General features: G+C 34.8%; 17 protein-coding genes and 1 pseudogene. 8 read left to right on the plus strand and 10 right to left on the minus strand.

The window, feature by feature from the left end:
- Positions 1–9 precede the first annotated feature (9 nt).
- A complete protein-coding gene (locus RM542_RS06290; protein WP_311384865.1) occupies positions 10–1254 on the minus strand; it encodes a DUF5103 domain-containing protein in 1245 nt (414 codons plus the stop codon).
- 151 nt (positions 1255–1405) lie between these two features.
- On the opposite strand from RM542_RS06290, the gene RM542_RS06295 reads away from it, so the two are divergent.
- From RM542_RS06295 to RM542_RS06330, 8 genes are all read left to right on the plus strand, one after another.
- Positions 1406–2758, plus strand: coding sequence for a Na(+)-translocating NADH-quinone reductase subunit A (locus tag RM542_RS06295; RefSeq protein ID WP_311384866.1), 1353 nt, complete (start codon positions 1406–1408; stop codon positions 2756–2758).
- Positions 2759–2760: 2 nt separating this feature from the next.
- Positions 2761–4029: an NADH:ubiquinone reductase (Na(+)-transporting) subunit B gene (locus RM542_RS06300; protein ID WP_311384867.1), complete on the plus strand. Its 1269-nt coding sequence runs from the start codon at positions 2761–2763 to the stop codon at positions 4027–4029.
- A 2-nt stretch (positions 4030–4031) separates the two neighbouring features.
- Positions 4032–4781 (plus strand): Na(+)-translocating NADH-quinone reductase subunit C, encoded by a 750-nt coding sequence (locus RM542_RS06305; protein WP_311384868.1) that lies wholly within the window; start codon positions 4032–4034, stop codon positions 4779–4781.
- A gap of 1 nt (position 4782) precedes the next feature.
- Complete coding sequence (locus RM542_RS06310) at positions 4783–5430, plus strand: NADH:ubiquinone reductase (Na(+)-transporting) subunit D (protein ID WP_311384869.1); 648 nt, start codon at positions 4783–4785, stop codon at positions 5428–5430.
- 10 nt (positions 5431–5440) lie between these two features.
- Positions 5441–6184, plus strand: a complete 744-nt coding sequence (nqrE, locus tag RM542_RS06315) for an NADH:ubiquinone reductase (Na(+)-transporting) subunit E (RefSeq protein ID WP_311384870.1) — start codon at positions 5441–5443, stop codon at positions 6182–6184.
- A gap of 1 nt (position 6185) precedes the next feature.
- Positions 6186–7493 (plus strand): NADH:ubiquinone reductase (Na(+)-transporting) subunit F, encoded by a 1308-nt coding sequence (gene nqrF / locus RM542_RS06320; RefSeq protein ID WP_311384871.1) that lies wholly within the window; start codon positions 6186–6188, stop codon positions 7491–7493.
- A gap of 77 nt (positions 7494–7570) precedes the next feature.
- Positions 7571–7942 (plus strand): Na(+)-translocating NADH-quinone reductase subunit F, encoded by a 372-nt coding sequence (locus tag RM542_RS06325; protein ID WP_311384872.1) that lies wholly within the window; start codon positions 7571–7573, stop codon positions 7940–7942.
- 5 nt (positions 7943–7947) lie between these two features.
- Positions 7948–8952 carry an FAD:protein FMN transferase gene (locus RM542_RS06330; RefSeq protein WP_311384873.1) on the plus strand — a complete coding sequence of 335 codons (1005 nt, stop codon included), beginning with the start codon at positions 7948–7950 and terminating at the stop codon, positions 8950–8952.
- 4 nt (positions 8953–8956) lie between these two features.
- Here the strand turns inward: RM542_RS06330 and RM542_RS06335 are convergent, their stop codons facing one another.
- From RM542_RS06335 to RM542_RS06375, 9 genes and pseudogenes are all read right to left on the minus strand, one after another.
- Entirely contained in the window at positions 8957–10093 is a 1137-nt protein-coding gene (locus tag RM542_RS06335; RefSeq protein ID WP_311384874.1) for a heparin lyase I family protein, read from the minus strand.
- 164 nt (positions 10094–10257) lie between these two features.
- Positions 10258–11022: a class I SAM-dependent methyltransferase gene (locus RM542_RS06340; RefSeq protein ID WP_311384875.1), complete on the minus strand. Its 765-nt coding sequence runs from the start codon at positions 11020–11022 to the stop codon at positions 10258–10260.
- A 12-nt stretch (positions 11023–11034) separates the two neighbouring features.
- Entirely contained in the window at positions 11035–11841 is an 807-nt protein-coding gene (map, locus tag RM542_RS06345; RefSeq protein ID WP_311384876.1) for a type I methionyl aminopeptidase, read from the minus strand.
- Between the two features lie 45 nt (positions 11842–11886).
- Positions 11887–13389 (minus strand): 2,3-bisphosphoglycerate-independent phosphoglycerate mutase, encoded by a 1503-nt coding sequence (gpmI, locus tag RM542_RS06350; protein ID WP_311384877.1) that lies wholly within the window; start codon positions 13387–13389, stop codon positions 11887–11889.
- Positions 13390–13569: 180 nt separating this feature from the next.
- A complete protein-coding gene (locus RM542_RS06355; protein WP_311384878.1) occupies positions 13570–13737 on the minus strand; it encodes a DUF6747 family protein in 168 nt (55 codons plus the stop codon).
- Between the two features lie 135 nt (positions 13738–13872).
- Positions 13873–14646, minus strand: a complete 774-nt coding sequence (locus RM542_RS06360) for a M48 family metalloprotease (RefSeq protein WP_311384879.1) — start codon at positions 14644–14646, stop codon at positions 13873–13875.
- 43 nt (positions 14647–14689) lie between these two features.
- Positions 14690–15424, minus strand: a complete 735-nt coding sequence (locus tag RM542_RS06365) for a M15 family metallopeptidase (RefSeq protein WP_311384880.1) — start codon at positions 15422–15424, stop codon at positions 14690–14692.
- A gap of 97 nt (positions 15425–15521) precedes the next feature.
- The gene (locus RM542_RS06370; protein ID WP_311384881.1) at positions 15522–16685 is read right to left on the minus strand and encodes a gliding motility-associated C-terminal domain-containing protein; all 1164 of its coding nucleotides are present in this window, start codon (positions 16683–16685) and stop codon (positions 15522–15524) included.
- Positions 16685–17558 (minus strand): annotated as a pseudogene (locus RM542_RS06375) (bZIP transcription factor); the annotation flags it as partial. The gene RM542_RS06370 and the pseudogene RM542_RS06375, both read right to left, overlap by 1 nt.

Raw genomic sequence — 17558 nt, forward strand, 5'->3', positions numbered from 1 at the left:
CAAATATAATTAATTGCTAATGGTTTGAGAATTCGCTGACCCAATTCCTATTAAACTATCGTAGAAATCTCCAAAATCTCGGTAATACACTAAAATGAGGTAGTTGTTCTCAGTAAAGTGGAAATCTCCGCTTATCTGATTTGGAGCAAGAGTTCCATCTTCTTTTTCTACAACATATTTATAATTATAAAAGCCTTGTTTGATTGGATATTCTAATTCGAGGTTTCCTGTTTCCTCATTATAGGACATTAGGTTTTCTTCGCTAAGTTCATAGTTGTTGAATTTACCATACACATAAACATTATCAAGACCTAATTCAGGCTCATAAGGAAGCGAGAAGTGCACCTTACTATATTCTGCTTCTCTCGAGACATCTTCCCCTTGAAGCGTACGAACCACAAAATCACCGTTAATATCAGGGAAAAAAGTGTAAGGCCTATCTTTTCTAAATTGATTGGCAAAAAGATAATGATGGTACAATTCTTTAAATTCAATATTCGCAATTGCAAAAGTGGGTGAACGCAGGTCTTTGGTGTCAAAGTTTAAAAACTCATTACTACCATAAAAACTGGTTTCTTGGTCATATTTATAAACCAACTCGGTACCTAAGGTAAATTGAGGTTTTATGTTATAAAGTGCTGTAGGCCAATAGTGGTTTTGAATGATAGCAACTTTTACCTCTTGTTTGGGATTAACCACTGGAAAACCTGCAGTATTAATATTGAATTGTACTACCTGTTTAGTGTTTAGAAATTCAAAATCACGAGAACGCTTCACAACTCCTCCAACTTTAACTACATCTTTGTAAACGACAAAACGTCTAGAAAACTGGAGTTCACGGTACGTATTATAAACTTCAAGAACAAAATTACCAGTAACCTTAAGCTGTACTTCGTTATTAGGTATCGTTAACTGGTAGTTGGAATAAGGTTGAAGGGTGTTGTAACTATTTTCATAATTAACAATTCGCTGATTATCTATTCCATTTAAATATTGAGATTTCAATAGTTGAGATGGAGACCAATCATAGTCACAATGTATTATTTTATAATAATAGTCCTGTTCACTTGCGGTAAGATCATCAAACTCCAAATTAATGTTCTCACCGAGCTTGACTACCGGAAATTGATCTTCGGTGGGCCCTTTAAAAATGATTGACTTAATATTAGTAGGAGGATTAATTTCTTCTTGTACTTGTGCGAAAGCACAAAAAGAAATTAGAAAAAACAAAAGTTGTTTAAGTAAAAATCGCATTTAAAGCATATATTTTGAGTAAAGGTAAACAAAAAGCATGCCCAACAAATTAAGCTCGTTGTATTCCCAAATTTCTAGATAATAATTGCATTTTTTGTTGTTTTAGTAGTAAATTTGCAAGCAATTTTGTTAACCAAAGGTCTACAATAATATGTCCAAAGACATCCGAATTAAGAAAGGTTTAAATATCAACCTTGTCGGGGCTGCTGAACAGACTACCTCCAAAGCCGTTTTAAGTAATGTTTATGCTTTAAATCTAAATGACTTCCATGGTATTACACCAAAGTTATTATTGAAAGAGGGTAGTGAGGTAAAAGCTGGTGAACCCCTTTTTTACAACAAAAATATTGAGGCAATGAAATTCGTTTCACCGGTAAGTGGTGAAGTGGTTGAGGTTTTAAGGGGTGCAAGACGACGCATTTTGACAATTAAAATTTTAGCCGATAAAGAACAAGTTTTTCATTCTTCCAAAGCAGTTGATTTAAAGGCTGCAGACTCAGAAACAATTAAAGCTAGTTTATTAGAATCAGGCTGTTGGGCTTTTATTAAGCAACGACCTTATGATGTAATCGCAAATCCAGATGCGACACCAAAAGCTATATTTATTTCCGGCGCCACTACAGCGCCTTTAGCAGCTGAGGTTGATTATGTATTAGAAGGTAAAGAAGCTGAATTGCAAGCTGCAATTTCTGCTCTAAATATCATGACACCAGGTAAGGTGCATGTTTCAATAGCCAACAAATCTGCATCGCCATTTTCTAACCTTGAAGGAGTTTCACTGCACAAGGTTTCTGGACCACATCCGGCAGGATTGGTAGGAACTCAAATAAATAAAATAGATCCAATTAACAAGGGTGAAGTTGTTTGGACCGTTTCTCCTCAAGACTTGGTAATCATAGGTGAATATTTGTTAACTGGTAAGTTTAATGCGGAGCGCACAATAGCTCTTGCAGGTTCTTCGGTTAAAACACCTAAATATTTTACCACTAAGATAGGAGCTGAGGTTGCAACATTTTTATATGCTAGTGGTGTTAATGGTGAAAATTTTAGATTAATTAATGGAGATGTTTTAACAGGTTCAAAAGTGAGTCCTGATGGTTATCTAGGTTTTTATAACACTACAGTAACAGCGATACCGGAGGGAGACGATTACGAATTTTTTGGGTGGAACAAACCTGTTTTTAATAAAATATCTTCAACAAGAGCGTTAACTTTTTCTTGGTTAAGTAAAAAGAAGAAGTATGATTTAGATACAAATACAAATGGTGAGCATAGAGCTTTTGTGGTCACGGGTAAATATGAAGAGGTTTTTCCATTAGATATATATCCGTTACAACTTTTGAAAGCTTGTATGGTTAAGGATTTAGATGAAATGGAGCAGCTTGGAATGTATGAAGTAGCTCCAGAAGATTTTGCACTTACGGAGTTCATATGTATTTCAAAACAACCTCATCAACAAATTATTAGGGAAGGACTTGATTTAATGTACCAAGAAATAGGATAAAAATGGGCATGAAAGAAAAATTACACCAGTTAAAATTAAAGTATCAAGGCAAGAAAATGGCTCCTGCCTTTAATGCTATTCATACTTTTTTATACGCACCAAATGAGACAACGCATTCTGGCAGTCATGTTAGAGCAGTTGATGATTTAAAACGCACCATGAATACGGTCATTATGGCGTTGGTACCTTGTTTAATCTTTGGGATGTTTAATGCCGGTTATCAGCATTACTCTGCAATTAATGGTTTTCCAACAGATTTTTCAGTAATGGAACACTTTATCACCTGGGATAATTTCTGGTTAGGTGCCATTACAATTCTACCTTTAGTAATAGTTTCTTACGGAGTAGGTCTTTTAATAGAATTTATTTTTGCAGTCATAAAAGGTCATGAAGTTGAAGAAGGTTATTTAGTGACCGGAATGCTGGTACCACTTATTGTTCCAGTTGATACTCCATTATGGATGCTAGCTGTAGCTGTAGCCTTTGGCGTGGTAATCGGAAAAGAAGTTTTTGGAGGTACTGGAATGAACATCTTGAATCCTGCACTTACAATTAGAGCATTTTTATTCTTTGCATATCCTACATGGATGAGTGGAGACAAGGTGTGGGTGCATGGCGCTAAGGATGGGGTTGTGCAAGCTGGTTCTGCAGATGCAATATCAGGTGAGACTGTTTTAGGGTATTTAGCCCAAGGTAATACAAGTGATTTTTCCTATTCCTTATCAGATATGTTCTTTGGTTTTATACCTGGTTCTGTAGGTGAAACTTCTACTTTTTTAATCTTGTTGGGCGGATTATTTCTGATTTTCACGAAAATAGCTAGTTGGAGAATAATGGTTAGTGCCGTAATAGGCTCATTGGTAATGGGTTTAATATTCAACGGTATAGTAGATGCTGAATGGATTCCCTCATACAGCAAGTTCTATGGATTAATGCAATTTGAATTTTGGAAACATCTAATTGTTGGCGGTTTAGCCTTTGGTATTGTATACATGGCTACAGATCCGGTAACAGGTTCTCAAACGAATAAAGGTAAATGGATTTACGGATTTTTCATTGGATTCATTTCTGTAATGATTCGAGTGTTTAACCCAGGATATCCAGAAGGCGTCTTTTTGGCAATATTACTAATGAACGTATTTGCACCTACAATTGATCATTATGTTGTTCAAGGTAATGTTAGAAAAAGAATGAAGCGATTAAAGAATGCTACCATCTTTCCAAAACCTTCAGATGGAAAAGCACAAGAACTTAAAGCAGAAACTGTTTAATTATGGCTATTAATACTGAAAAGAACGTTTATACAGTAGTTTTTGCAGCGGTAATGGTAATTATCGTCGGCTCTGTATTAGCATTTTTGGCCTCTGGGCTTAGCGAAAGAATTAAAGAAAATGAACGTTTTGAAAAACAACAGAATATTCTTTATGCTATGGGAGTTAATGAAAATACTCCAGATAGCGGAGTAAATCGTATTCCTACTGATGTGGTAGAAACAAAATTTTCTGAAACAATCAAAGAGCAGTACATTTTGGTGGATGGCGAAGTTCAGAAGAATGAACAAGCTTTCTTAATTGATGTTAAGAAAGAAATGGCAACATTAAAGAATGGCGGCGAAGCCCGTTTACCAATTTTTGTTGGTGAAAAAGATGGTAAACAGACTTATATATTACCAATGTATGGTAAAGGACTTTGGGATGCTATATGGGGTTTTATATCGGTTGACAAAAATATGATTGTTCAAGGGGTCTATTTTGACCATAAAGCAGAAACTCCAGGTTTAGGAGCTAACATAAAAATGAGATTTTTTATGGACGACTTTATTGGAGAATCAATTTTAGACGGAAATAGTTATGCTGGTATCAATGTATCGAAAACTAACAACGACCCGTTGAATGACAACAAAGAAGACAACGAGGTTGATGCCTTAGCAGGAGCTACCATTACAGGTAATGGTGTTGCTGCTATGATAAAAGAAACTTTAAAGGCATATAAGCCTTATTTAGAAACCATAAGAAACAACTAAGATGGCGCTACTTTCAAAAAAAGATGCAAATCTCATATTAGACCCCTTAGCAGACAATAATCCTATCACCATTCAAGTATTAGGTATTTGTTCTGCTTTAGCAATTACAGCAGAGCTTAAAGCTTCTGTAGTAATGGCGATATCTGTACTTTTTGTTATGGGTGTTGGTAACGTTGTAATTTCTATGTTACGAAACATCATCCCTTCAAAAATCAGAATTATTGTGCAGCTCATCGTTGTAGCGACTCTTGTTATTGTGGTTGATCAGGTGCTCAAAGCATTTGCCTACGAATTAAGTAAAACGCTTTCGGTATTCGTTGGATTGATTATTACGAACTGCATTATCATGGGACGATTTGAGGCATTTGCGCTTGGGAATGGTCTTTGGAGATCATTTTTAGATGGTATTGGTAATGCATTGGGTTATGGTATCATTCTAATTATAGTAGGATTTATTAGAGAATTACTTGGTTCGGGAACACTTTTTGGAATACCAGTATTAGGTGATCCGATTGCAAAAACAGGTTTATACTCTATTGGGTATGAGAATAATGGTTTCATGATAATACCTCCAGCTGCATTAATCGTTGTAGGTGTCATTATTTGGATTCAACGTTCAAGAAATAAGGCATTAATTGAAGAGGCATAAATAAAGTATTATGTTAGAACATTTAGAATTATTTTTTAAATCCATTTTTATAGATAACATGGTTTTTGCCGTGTTCTTAGGAATGTGTTCTTATTTAGCGGTATCAAAGAAAGTAAGTACCGCCGTAGGTTTAGGAGCTGCTGTAATATTTGTATTGGCAGTTACGGTGCCTTTGAATTGGTTGTTAGATCAATATCTACTAAGAGATGGTGCCTTGGCTTGGCTAGGACCAGAGTACGCGGACTATAATTTGAGTTTTTTATCATTTATTTTATTCATTGCAACTATTGCAACAATGGTACAATTGGTTGAAATAGTTGTTGAGAAATTTTCACCGTCGCTTTACAATTCTCTGGGTATTTTCTTGCCTTTAATTGCTGTAAACTGTGCTATTTTAGGTGGGTCATTATTTATGCAAGCGAGAGATATTCCATCATTAGGTTTAGCATTAAATTATGGGATTAGTTCAGGTATAGGTTGGTTCTTGGCGATAGTAGCTATTGCGGCAATCCGTGAAAAGATAAGATATTCAAATGTTCCTGCGCCACTGCGCGGACTGGGTATTACCTTCATTATTACAGGGTTAATGGGTATTGGTTTTCAGAGTTTTGGTGGAATGTTAACTGGTGATAATGAACCGCCTGAAGGAACAGAAGCAACGACTGCTGAAAAAGTCGAAGAAGAAAAAATAATTAAAAAGGAGATTGAAGACGATGAAAAAGCAGTCTCTTATAACGATGTAATAAACGAATAAGATGATATTAGCTACAAGCACTGGTGGTACCATTCTAATAACCGTAGTTGCATTTTTGATTTTATTGTTAATGTTAGTAGCATTATTGCTATTTACAAAAGAAAAACTGTCCCCTTCTGGTCCAGTTACGTTAACAATAAATGGAGAAAAAAAGATTGAAGTAGCTTCGGGCTCGACATTACTAACAACCTTAGGTGCTCAGAAAGTATTTTTACCTTCCGCATGTGGTGGAGGTGGAACTTGTATTCAATGTGAATGCCATGTTCTTTCAGGTGGTGGTGAAGCCTTACCTACAGAAACACCTCATTTTTCAAGAAAGGAGTTGCAGCACGGTGCACGTTTGGCATGCCAAGTAAAGGTAAAGCAAGACATGAATATCACAATCCCTGAAGAGGTTTTTGGTATTAAAAAGTGGCCGGCTAAAGTGGTTCGTAATTATAATGTAGCCTCTTTTATCAAGGAGTTTGTTGTAGAAATTCCTGAAGACATGGGATACAAAGCAGGAGGTTACATTCAAATCGAAGTTCCGGAATGCGAAGTGAAGTTTGAAGATATTGATATTACTGCGCACCCAGAGGAACACGATACTCCTGATAAGTTTCAGGCTGAATGGGACAAGTTTAACTTGTGGCCTTTAGTTATGAAAAACCCAGAGTTGGTAGAAAGAGCATACTCAATGGCATCTTTTCCAGCAGAAGGCAGAGAGATAATGCTAAACGTTCGTATTGCTACTCCACCTTGGGATAGATCTAAGAATGGATGGATGGATGTAAACCCTGGAGTCGCTTCTTCTTATATTTTTGGTTTAAAACCAGGCGATGATGTGGTAATTTCAGGACCTTATGGTGAATTTTTTATTAATGAGTCTGAGTCAGAAATGTTGTATGTAGGTGGTGGTGCTGGTATGGCTCCAATGCGTTCTCATCTTTATCACTTATTTAAAACACTAAAAACGAATAGAAAAGTAAGCTATTGGTATGGAGGACGTTCAAAACGAGAATTGTTTTACCTAGACCATTTTTACGAACTGGAAAAGGAGTTTCCTAATTTTAAATTTTATTTAGCATTATCTGAACCAATGGAAGAAGATAATTGGAAAGTAAAAGAAAGTATTGATGCCCCTGGTGATGGGTTTGTAGGTTTTATTCATAATTGTGTTATCGATAATTATTTGAATCATCACGATTCACCTGAGGATATTGAATTATATTTTTGTGGCCCACCATTGATGAATAAAGCTGTTCAAAAAATGGGAGAAGATTTTGGAATTCCTGATGAGCATATCAGATTTGATGATTTCGGTGGATAAGTATTAAATTAATATTCTTGTGTTAGCAAGAAACAAAAATATGAGCCGATACTTTTTGTATCGGCTTTTTTATTAGAATGGAACAACGAATACTGACAGAACAAGAATTGCATAATTTGGCTATGAATATAGTCGGTAAGGAACTTGAAAATGATGGTTACGAGTTTTTAGCCGTTAACAGTGAACTTAGAAAAAATCCACAATTCGTATGTACGAAGGACAAAAAGATGAGTTTTGTGGTTGTGAAAGGAATTGAATATCCTGGTGACCCTAAGGATATGGAATTTTTCAGGGCAGATTTAAATAAGATGCGAGACCATGCCTTAAAATTTGAAGCTCGTACCTTTTATGCTGCGGTAGGTTTGGTAAATGCTAAAGATCATAATTTGCCAGTATATTTGAATGAAGAGTATGTTGTGGATTATGATGGTTTGGTTGAAATAAAATAAGCTGTATGAAAAAAGTGATTTTAGTTTTCATCATTTTGGTTATTGCTGGTTGTCAAGAAAAATCTAGTTGGATTAAAAATCAAAATATTGGTAATGCACTTGGTACGACTTATTCTATCATATATATCGCTCATGAAGAGGTTGATTTTCAAAAGGAGATTGACTCAGTATTTCAGGTGATAAATCAATCAATGTCTACGTATATTCCTGATTCGGATATTTCTAAAATAAATGATGGTGATACAACAGTAGTCGTAGATACTATGTTTAAAGAAGTTTTTGAACTCTCAACTCAAGTTTATGAGACATCAGATGGTTATTTTGATCCAAGTGTTGGTGTTCTAGCAAATGCATGGGGGTTTGGGCCAGGTAAACAAATTCAATTAGATAGTATAAAAATTGACAGTCTTTTAAATTTTGTTGGCTGGAATAAAGTAAAACTTAGTCCAAACGGCACTATAAAAAAATTGCATCCAGAAATACGTTTTGATTTTAATGCTATTGCTAAGGGTTATGCGATTGATAGGTTAGGCGTTTTATTAAATAATAGAGAAATAGAAAATTACTTAATTGAAGTAGGTGGTGAAGTTTTAACCCAAGGACATAATACTGTAACCGCTAAAGATTGGACCGTTGGTATTGACAACCCTAATGATGTTCTACAAAGAGGAACTTCAGCTATAATTACTTTAAGAAATAAAGCTTTAGCATCTTCTGGTAATTATAGAAAATTCAGAATTGATCCTGAAACTGGTGAAAAATATGTTCATACCATTGACCCAAAAACCGGATACACAAAGAATTCAAGAGTTTTAGCATCAAGTGTTCTTGCCTCTAACTGTGCTATTGCCGACGCTTATGCAACAACTTTTATGACTCTTGATTTAGAAGAATCGATAAGTTTACTTAAAAATAATCAAGAGCTCGATGCTTATATAATTTATTTAGATGAATACGATAGGCCCCAACAATTTATGACAGATGGGTTTAAAACTTTGGTCAAAAACTAATTCGTTATAATTCTTCTACACTAAAATTTGCAAAAAGAATCGTTTCATCTCTAAGGTCTTGTGCGTTTAGTAAACTTCTATAGATACCCCATTTTGGTCTTACAAAAGTCCCTTCGGGCCTCCAGTTAATAATATCATTGTTTGCATATTCGAATAAAACAGTACCGTCAATCACTTTTTTAATAGAGATTGCATAGGTACCGGATGCACCATAGCTTATAGTTTCAGTAACTTCAAGCCAAACATCAATTAAGGTTGCCAAATCTGTTTGTTTAAGCGTTATCTGAGTATCTGTTTCCGCATAACGTAATTCCAGTCGGTCTGGACTTCCTTTTCTGGTAGTTAGGGTATACATTGGCATACTACTAAAGTCCCCTCCAACAGATTTAAGTTGATGTAAATGCGTGAAATTAGGGGAAGATTGAAAACCTTCAGGTAACTTGAACAGCCACTTGTAAACTACCGTCTCGTTTTCAATACCCAATAAATTATCAGGTGACTTATCATAAGTTTTTATTTCATTTCGTTGTCTATCAAAATTTAAACAGCGGTCATTATCTGGTGTTGTATGTATATAAAAACGAAATATATTCTCATTCAATTCGCTATCAAATACTTCATCAATATGATTTCCAAATTCTGAGTGGTTACAATCTGGTACTTCAATTGGATTATTGCCAGGAGCCAAAACTGATGTAATTAAATCATATGTATTGCCGGGTCCATCTGCTTTTAAAATAACTGCATTATTTTGTATAATCTCTTTTTCTAATGAAATGGTGACTGAGTTATTTGCTACGTTAGTATCCGAAAATAGGTTTGAAAATTCTTGTTTAAAGTTGATGGATGCTATAGCGGAAGTAGAATCACTTGATATCACTAAAGACTTTTCAGTTTGACTTTGAGAGGCATCGCCATAATTATAACTAATAGAGTTTTCCAGCTTTTGAATCAGGTCATTGCCATCTATCCAAATTAAAAGGCTTTCGGACGTGGTAACTGAAATATCAGTATTTGTTGGGACAAACGTTGTCGGCTCTTCATCCTCCTGACTGCTACAAAAACTCAATGATAAAAGTGCTGTGAAAACTAGAACCAAAACCGCCACTTTTTTTAAAATTAATTGAGTCGAGTTTTTCATTTATTTCTAATTTGGATTAAGGTCGAGCTCAATTCTTTATATCACATAATTTGCGCTCAGATTTTCTCAAAAACTATTGTTTTATCTGTAAATTCATCAACTAATACCATATTACAACGTTTCTTAGGTATTTTTTATGCGATTCTTTGTGTTTTGCTTTAAGATTATTTACGAACAAAAGGAATTAATTCTCCTTTTGCTAATCGGTATTTTTCAATATTCTGATTTGTTAAGGTTGCCGTATAATCAACTTCATCAACTTTAAAACCAATATTTCTTAGCTTGTCAAAATAATCCCTTCCATAAACTCGTACGTGATCATATTGACCAAAAATTTTTGCTCGTTCTTTTTTATCTGTAATCGAGTTGTCCTCAAAAGTTGTCGTTCGATTTAAATCTTGAGGAATCTGAAATATACCCCAGCCATTTGGTTTTAATATTCGATATAATTCTTTCATTGCAGTAATGTCATCAGGAATATGTTCAAGAACATGATTGCACAAAATGACGTCAAAAGATGCATCCTCAAAAGGTAAATCGCAAATGTCAGCTTTTATATCAGCCAAAGGAGAATTTAAATCCGTCGTTAAATATTCTATATTTTTTTGATTTTTAAATCGCTTATAAAATGCCTGCTCAGGGGCAAAGTGCAGTACTTTTAAATTATCTGTAAAAAAATTGGTTTGATTTTTAAGATACAACCAAAGTAATCTATGTCTTTCTAATGATAGGGTGGAAGGAGATAATACTCCTTCTCTAGGATTTTCATAACCGTAGGGTAAAAATTTTCGAAACCCTTTACCATCTATTGGGTCCATGTATTTTGAACCTTTCAAATAAAAGGCCAATAATGGTCTTACCCAGTAGCTTAATTTAATAAGCCAAGGTCTTGGAATGAGGTTCAAAAAAAATTTAAAAATCTTTGACAAGTAAATAGAAGTTTAGTGTCTTCTGAATTCTTTTTCTTCATCAGTAATAATACCTAAAGCCTCATTAATATACTGAAAGGTAGACAACAGTTCAGGTTTTCCATCAATTAAGGCAACATCATGTTCAAAATGGGCACTTGGTTTTCCGTCTGCCGTTAAAACCGTCCAACCATCTTTAAGTTGTCTGATTCGTTTTGTACCCATATTTATCATAGGTTCAATAGCAACCACCATACCATCTACAAATTTTTTGCCGCGACCACGTTTTCCATAGTTAGGCATTTGAGGATCTTCGTGAAGTTCTTTTCCTAAACCATGTCCGACTAGTTCTCTAACTACTCCATAACCATGATTCTCGGTATAATTTTGAATTGCATGTCCAACATCACCTACACGATTACCTAATTTGAAAGCTTTGATACCAATATAAAGTGATTCTTTAGTAATTCTTAATAGCTTTTTCGTTGCCTCTGCAACTTCACCAACTTCAAATGTATAGGCATGGTCTCCATAGTAACCGTTTTTTAGGGCACCACAATCTACCGAAATAATATCGCCGTTTTTTAAAACCTCATTGGTTGGAATACCATGAACAACTTGTGCATTAGGACTCCAATTCAGGGTGTTTGGAAAATCGTACATGCCTAAAAACCCTGGTTCAGCGCCTTGATCTCGAATGAACTCCTCAGCCATCTTATCCAGCTTTAATGGATTCGCACCTGGCCTAATTTCAGAAGCTACCATACCAAGTGTTTTCGATACTATAAGAGCGCTTTCACGCATCAATTCAATTTCTTCAGCTGTTTTAATGTTAATCATATCGGTAAAGATAATGTGATTTAATACAAAACTTAGTTTGACCTTTTAAACCAAAGCTTTTTGGGTCATTGCTTTTGGCTGCTTAACTCCCATCATTTTTAAAATTGTAGGTGCAATATCACCTAGCACACCATCTTGAATTGATGTAATATCATTATCAATTAAAATTAATGGAACCGGATTTGTGGTATGAGCTGTATTTGGGCTTCCGTCTGCGTTTATCATGGTATCACAATTACCATGATCTGCAATTAATATAGTAGAATAGCCATTCTCTAAACCAACCGTAATTACTTTTTTTGCACACTCATCAACCACTTCACAAGCCTTTATGGCAGCGGGCATGCTACCTGTATGACCAACCATATCGGGATTTGCAAAGTTTAGACAGACAAAATCAACATCTCCTTTTTCTAATTCGGGTACAATACCGGCTGTAATATCATATGCACTCATTTCTGGTTGTAAATCATAGGTAGCGACTTTAGGTGAAGGGCACAATATTCTACTTTCTCCTTCAAAGGGCTCTTCGCGGCCCCCGTTAAAAAAGAATGTTACATGCGGATATTTTTCAGTTTCCGCAATTCTTATTTGTTTTTTACCAGCTTTTTCTAAAGTTTCTCCAAGTGTATCCTTAATATTATCCTTGTCATAAACAACTTTTACACCTTTAAACGAGTCATCATAATTGGTTATGGTTACGTAATAAAGATTAAGTTTTTTCATATTGAATTCAGGAAAATCTTGCTGGTTTAAAACTTGTGTAAGTTCGCGACCACGGTCTGTTCTGAAATTGAAAAATATAATGACATCACCCTCTTTTATTATTCCTTCTTTATTCAGCACAATTGGCTCAACGAATTCATCTGTTTTATCATTATCATAGCTATTCTGTAATGCTTCAGATGCAGAGTTAAAGAATGTTCCTTCTCCTTTAATTAGTAAATCATAAGTTTTTTTAACTCGTTCCCATCTTTTGTCTCTATCCATCGCAAAATAACGTCCGATTACAGAGGCAAGCTTAGTCTTTTTATCTTCACAATAATTTTCAATTTCTGTTAAAAAGCCTTTTCCGCTTTTAGGATCTACATCTCGTCCATCAGTAAAAGCATGAACGAAAGATTTTTGAACACCATTTGATTCACTAGCATCAATTAAAGCTTTAAGATGGTCGATATGACTATGTACTCCACCATCACTAACTAAACCAAGGAAATGGACTGGTTTGTTATTTGCCTGAGCATATTTAAAAGCATCTTGAAGTACAGTTTCATCTTTAAGGGTATTTTCTTTTACCGCTTTATTTATTTTGGCTAAATCTTGATAAACAATTCTGCCAGCTCCTAAATTCATATGGCCAACTTCACTATTTCCCATTTGACCTTCCGGCAACCCTACATTCATACCATCTGTAAGTAAATCTGAATTTGCAAATTTTGAATAAAGAGAGTCAACAAAGGGAGTCTTTGCTTGTTCAATTGCGGAAACCTTTGGGTCGGGAGATTTACCCCAGCCGTCTAAAATCATCAATATTACCTTCTTGTTCATGAGTATCTTAAAGTTTACTCAAAAGTAAACTGATTTAATGTGAACTGCTAGTTTTTTTAAAAGAAGGTGTAAGGTATAAATGTGAAAATAATTTTATTTTAAATAAAAAAACCCATTGCATCGCAATGGGTTTTTTCCTTACCTCATAGTGTTCAAGTAAAAGAGTAAGAATATTATTTATTAAAATCTAAAACCTGTAAAAGCTCTGTAAAAAAAAGCATACATGGCCATAGTTATCATTAATCCACAAAAAATCGAATAGGCTTTTAATAAGGTTACCAAATATTTAGGTTGATTCTCATCAAAAGCGTTAAAATACAAATTCTTAAAAGTCAAAAGCGTTCCCATATTGTTTAGTTTAATATAGCAATAAAGGATAAATTCTAGGGCACTTGATTTGGGACTATAAAGATAGGTAATATAGACGGGTAACCATAATATTTCGGTGAATGGTCTTTTTCTCTCTTTTAATGGAGTTGAATATCATCTCGTCGAACCTTGATACTTCTCAATTGATTCTTTTATCCTCTCAATTCTATTTTCAGGATCAGGGTGTGTGCTTTGAAATTCAGGCACTCTATTGGGGCCAGCAGCTGCTTTGAGTATTTTCATTACTTCTATCATCTGATAAGGGTCGTAGCCAGATTGAATCATAAATAGAACTCCTAAATCATCACTTTCTAACTCATCGCCTCTACCATTTGTTAGTAGTTTGTTTTGACCTATTCCTTGAACTAGACCACCCATATCACCGCCTACAGAAGCTCCCATTGTTAAGGTTTGCCAAAAACTACTTTCTGCAATTCGTTCTGCCGAGTGTCGCCCAATTACATGCCCAATTTCATGGCCGAGAACCCCAGCAAGTTGGTCTTCATTAAGTTGAGAAAATAAAGCGTAGGTGATAAAGCATTGCCCCCCGGGTAAGGCAAAAGCATTAATTGTGCGGTCGTCCGCCAATAAGTGAAATTCATACTTATATGGAGTTTCTCTGGCTATGCTGTTATTGACCAATCGATTACCAACTGCATCAACCAAGGCTTGCATGCGCTCATCAGGATATAGACCGCCATGCTGTTGCGCCATTTCAGGACGGCTTTGCAGTCCAATTGCAATTTCTTGTTCAGCGGTCATATTAATAGTTTGTACACGACCGGTGTACGGGTTTTCTTCTTTGTTATTGCAACGTTGAATAAATGCAAAAGCTACAATAGCAAGGCCGATAAAGATTCGGATCTTCCAACTTCCTCTACTTCTCATGGTTTAGTGTTCTAGAATAGAATCGGAATATACAAAAAATGACTTATAGCAAATCTGGATTAACTCCTAAAATATTGTCTTGGATATAATTTTTTAGAAAACCAGTTGTAAAATGCTCTGAACCTTCAAAGGTTTCATTTTGAATGAGTCTGAAAATATTTTTACTTCTGAATTGCGTTAACATGGGTTTTGAGATTGGGGCATAGCTGTAATGCCAAGGTTCATATTTAAACCCTCTTCTTATAACACTATCGGTATAAACTAGATGAAATCCAAACTTCTCTGAATTGGCATCTAGCCATTTTTTAAAAGGTGCAAATGGACCACCTTCTTCAAACTTTTCTGGCACTAAAACATCACCTGAACTTTTTGGATAACCGTCAATGATGTCAATATCAGTACCCCAATGATGTCTGCTAGTTCCCGGAATGGTTGAATACTCAATAATCTTATCTATAGCATCAATAGGTTTCATTCCATCTTCTTCGGTGTAACGAATATATTTTCTTTCCCAGATGGCTTCTTGTCTATAGTAATCACGAAAACTTGAAACTATTTTCATATCAAAACCAGCACTGTAAGCTGCTCTTTTCATTTCAACAAAAGCATTATGTGCTTCTTCTCTGAGGTTAATACCTTCACCATAAAGCTTAATGTCTGTTTTTCCCATTAGCTCTACAATAGAATATTCTTTCTCTTGAGAGATAGGTATTAATGGAAAGCTTGCTAAGGCCAAACTACCAGCAGTAGTTTTTTTTATGAAAGATCTTCTAAGCATTATTTAGATTTTTATAAGAACAATATGATATATATAACGCAAAACATATACCATTTATGTTATTGTATTATAAAATTACTAACTAAAAATTTAAGATTTATCGATCAAGAAAAAGAAAGCCTTGATAGCTAAGGTTTAAGTCAAATAAAGAAAGCGCATAATAATAGATTCCTTCTTCAAGACCTAATTCTCTATTAATCACAAAATTATCAATGTTAGAAACACCGTTAAACTCATTGGTGTAATTAGTCATTTGAAATACTTTTTGCCCTAGACTATTGAAAATAAATAGTTGGTTAGGACCCGTGTCTTCGAGGTTATCAAAAATTAGAAAATCATTAGTACCATCTTCATTTGGCGAAATAAAATAGTTGCCAAGTGTTGGGTTGTTAGTAGCAAAGGTATCAAGTGGTAATGGTCTCGTACCAAATGTAATTGCTGAATAATCGGCCGGATTAAAGGTGTCAGAAGTTATAAAACCTTCATTTAAGTCTCCTGCAAAATCAGTATTACCAAGACTTGTCCATTGATTTGAAACTTTACTCCAACCGACCAAAATAATATCTTCAACAACTGTTGCAATTTGAGCTAGGTCACTTCTTAGGTTCCAACTCACGGTAATGTTTGATGCAGTATCATTATTTAAAACCCAAAACTCATTATTCGTAATAAAACCAATATCTCTTATTTTGGTATCTATATCAAAAGTTTGGTTGTAACTATTTGGCCCGTTTGGGCTCTCAAAAAAATATGCAGCGTTGGCAAATTCAGATACAGAGGATGAGTTAAGTACTAGTGATCTCAATTGTTCTTCATCGCCGATGGGGAAAGAAAAGGTGGTCACTTCATTAACTGAGGTAAAACCAATGACTTTTGAATCGTTTGCTTCACCGGTAAAAAAAGAGTTTACTTCAAAATTTAGAGTGCTATTGACATTTTCTTGTGAGGCATTAACATTACCAAAAATAAAATTGGCATTGTTACCAATGTTAATAGTGTTTTCTAAAAATAGATTGCCTTGAGCCGCAAATTCGGTATCAAATAAGCTTATTGACTGAGTACCTTGAAAGAAAAGCACACCTTCATTGTAAAAACCAACAAGCCCAGTATTTTGATTAAAAACACCATCATTAATTAAATCTGTATGGAAACCAACATTTGCATTTTCATGTAATTGGAATGTTCCACCATTATATAAGGCAGATTGAGCCCAAATTGTAGACTTAATAATCAAAAATGATATGAATATGTACTTTTTCACTAGTCGTTTTCTTGGTTTTTTAACAACATAGCTTTTATTAGCTCCATATCAGCTTTAAGGGTTTCAAGCTCTTTTGATAAATTAATGTTTTCAGCTTTTAAAGCTTCTATTTTCTTTTCTTGCTCAATGGTGTGAAGAAACAATTCTTCAATTTTTTCAAGATTTTGAAGGTTAGATTGACTCAAATTCCAGTACCCATCTTTTTTGGCTTTTGCTGCTGAAGTAATGCCTGGTAAATGTTTATTTTTTCTGATAAATCTCTCGATTTTTGAGAGACTGTAAAACTGGTACGTCTTATCTAAATTTGAAAATCCGTTAAAATATTTTTGAAAAACGTAGTCCGGAACGCCAATATTTGTGTCAATTGAAAGAAAACTCCCATCGGTTCTTATGTTACCTAAAACATGCAAATTTTCTTGTGGTATTGCAACCCCAATACCCACATTTTGAGTTGCATCAATTCTCATGGCCTCAGCACCTCCTGTAGAAATACCTATTTGATTCGCAAAGTCTCTGAATATACCGGTGTCAGGGTCATTGTAAAACCCAATACTAGGTAAACCAAAAGTTCCGTTTGATGCTCCAAATCCACCTCTTGCTCTAATTTGGCCATCAACATCTAATTTATCTTGGGGAGCACCTGGCAAATTACCAATACCAATATTTCCAGTTCCATCAAAAACTAAGTTATTACCGTCCAAATTATGGGTTCTATTGGCGTCAAGGGTTAAATCGTTTTCTGCAAAATTGGTATCACCTAATGTTGTTACTTGGTTATCTACATAAGTTTTTACGGCTAATTCTGTTGGGAATAATGTATTTGTTGCATCTGCTAGCGTAATATCTGTAGACTTATTAGCTGCATCTTCTTTT

The organism is Croceitalea sp. P059 (assembly GCF_031846365.1).
In the GTDB taxonomy this organism is placed as follows: Bacteria; Bacteroidota; Bacteroidia; order Flavobacteriales; family Flavobacteriaceae; genus Croceitalea; species Croceitalea vernalis.

Coding starts and splice junctions, on each gene's coding strand:
- gpmI (WP_311384877.1), bottom strand. CDS start 13,389: ATGAACAAGAAGGTAATATTGATGATTTTAGACGGCTGGGGTAAATCT.
- RM542_RS06290 (WP_311384865.1), bottom strand. CDS start 1,254: ATGCGATTTTTACTTAAACAACTTTTGTTTTTTCTAATTTCTTTTTGT.
- nqrE (WP_311384870.1), top strand. CDS start 5,441: ATGTTAGAACATTTAGAATTATTTTTTAAATCCATTTTTATAGATAAC.
- map (WP_311384876.1), bottom strand. CDS start 11,841: ATGATTAACATTAAAACAGCTGAAGAAATTGAATTGATGCGTGAAAGC.
- RM542_RS06295 (WP_311384866.1), top strand. CDS start 1,406: ATGTCCAAAGACATCCGAATTAAGAAAGGTTTAAATATCAACCTTGTC.
- RM542_RS06335 (WP_311384874.1), bottom strand. CDS start 10,093: ATGAAAAACTCGACTCAATTAATTTTAAAAAAAGTGGCGGTTTTGGTT.
- nqrF (WP_311384871.1), top strand. CDS start 6,186: ATGATATTAGCTACAAGCACTGGTGGTACCATTCTAATAACCGTAGTT.
- RM542_RS06300 (WP_311384867.1), top strand. CDS start 2,761: ATGGGCATGAAAGAAAAATTACACCAGTTAAAATTAAAGTATCAAGGC.
- RM542_RS06360 (WP_311384879.1), bottom strand. CDS start 14,646: ATGAGAAGTAGAGGAAGTTGGAAGATCCGAATCTTTATCGGCCTTGCT.
- RM542_RS06310 (WP_311384869.1), top strand. CDS start 4,783: ATGGCGCTACTTTCAAAAAAAGATGCAAATCTCATATTAGACCCCTTA.
- RM542_RS06330 (WP_311384873.1), top strand. CDS start 7,948: ATGAAAAAAGTGATTTTAGTTTTCATCATTTTGGTTATTGCTGGTTGT.
- RM542_RS06325 (WP_311384872.1), top strand. CDS start 7,571: ATGGAACAACGAATACTGACAGAACAAGAATTGCATAATTTGGCTATG.
- RM542_RS06365 (WP_311384880.1), bottom strand. CDS start 15,424: ATGCTTAGAAGATCTTTCATAAAAAAAACTACTGCTGGTAGTTTGGCC.
- RM542_RS06305 (WP_311384868.1), top strand. CDS start 4,032: ATGGCTATTAATACTGAAAAGAACGTTTATACAGTAGTTTTTGCAGCG.
- RM542_RS06355 (WP_311384878.1), bottom strand. CDS start 13,737: ATGGGAACGCTTTTGACTTTTAAGAATTTGTATTTTAACGCTTTTGAT.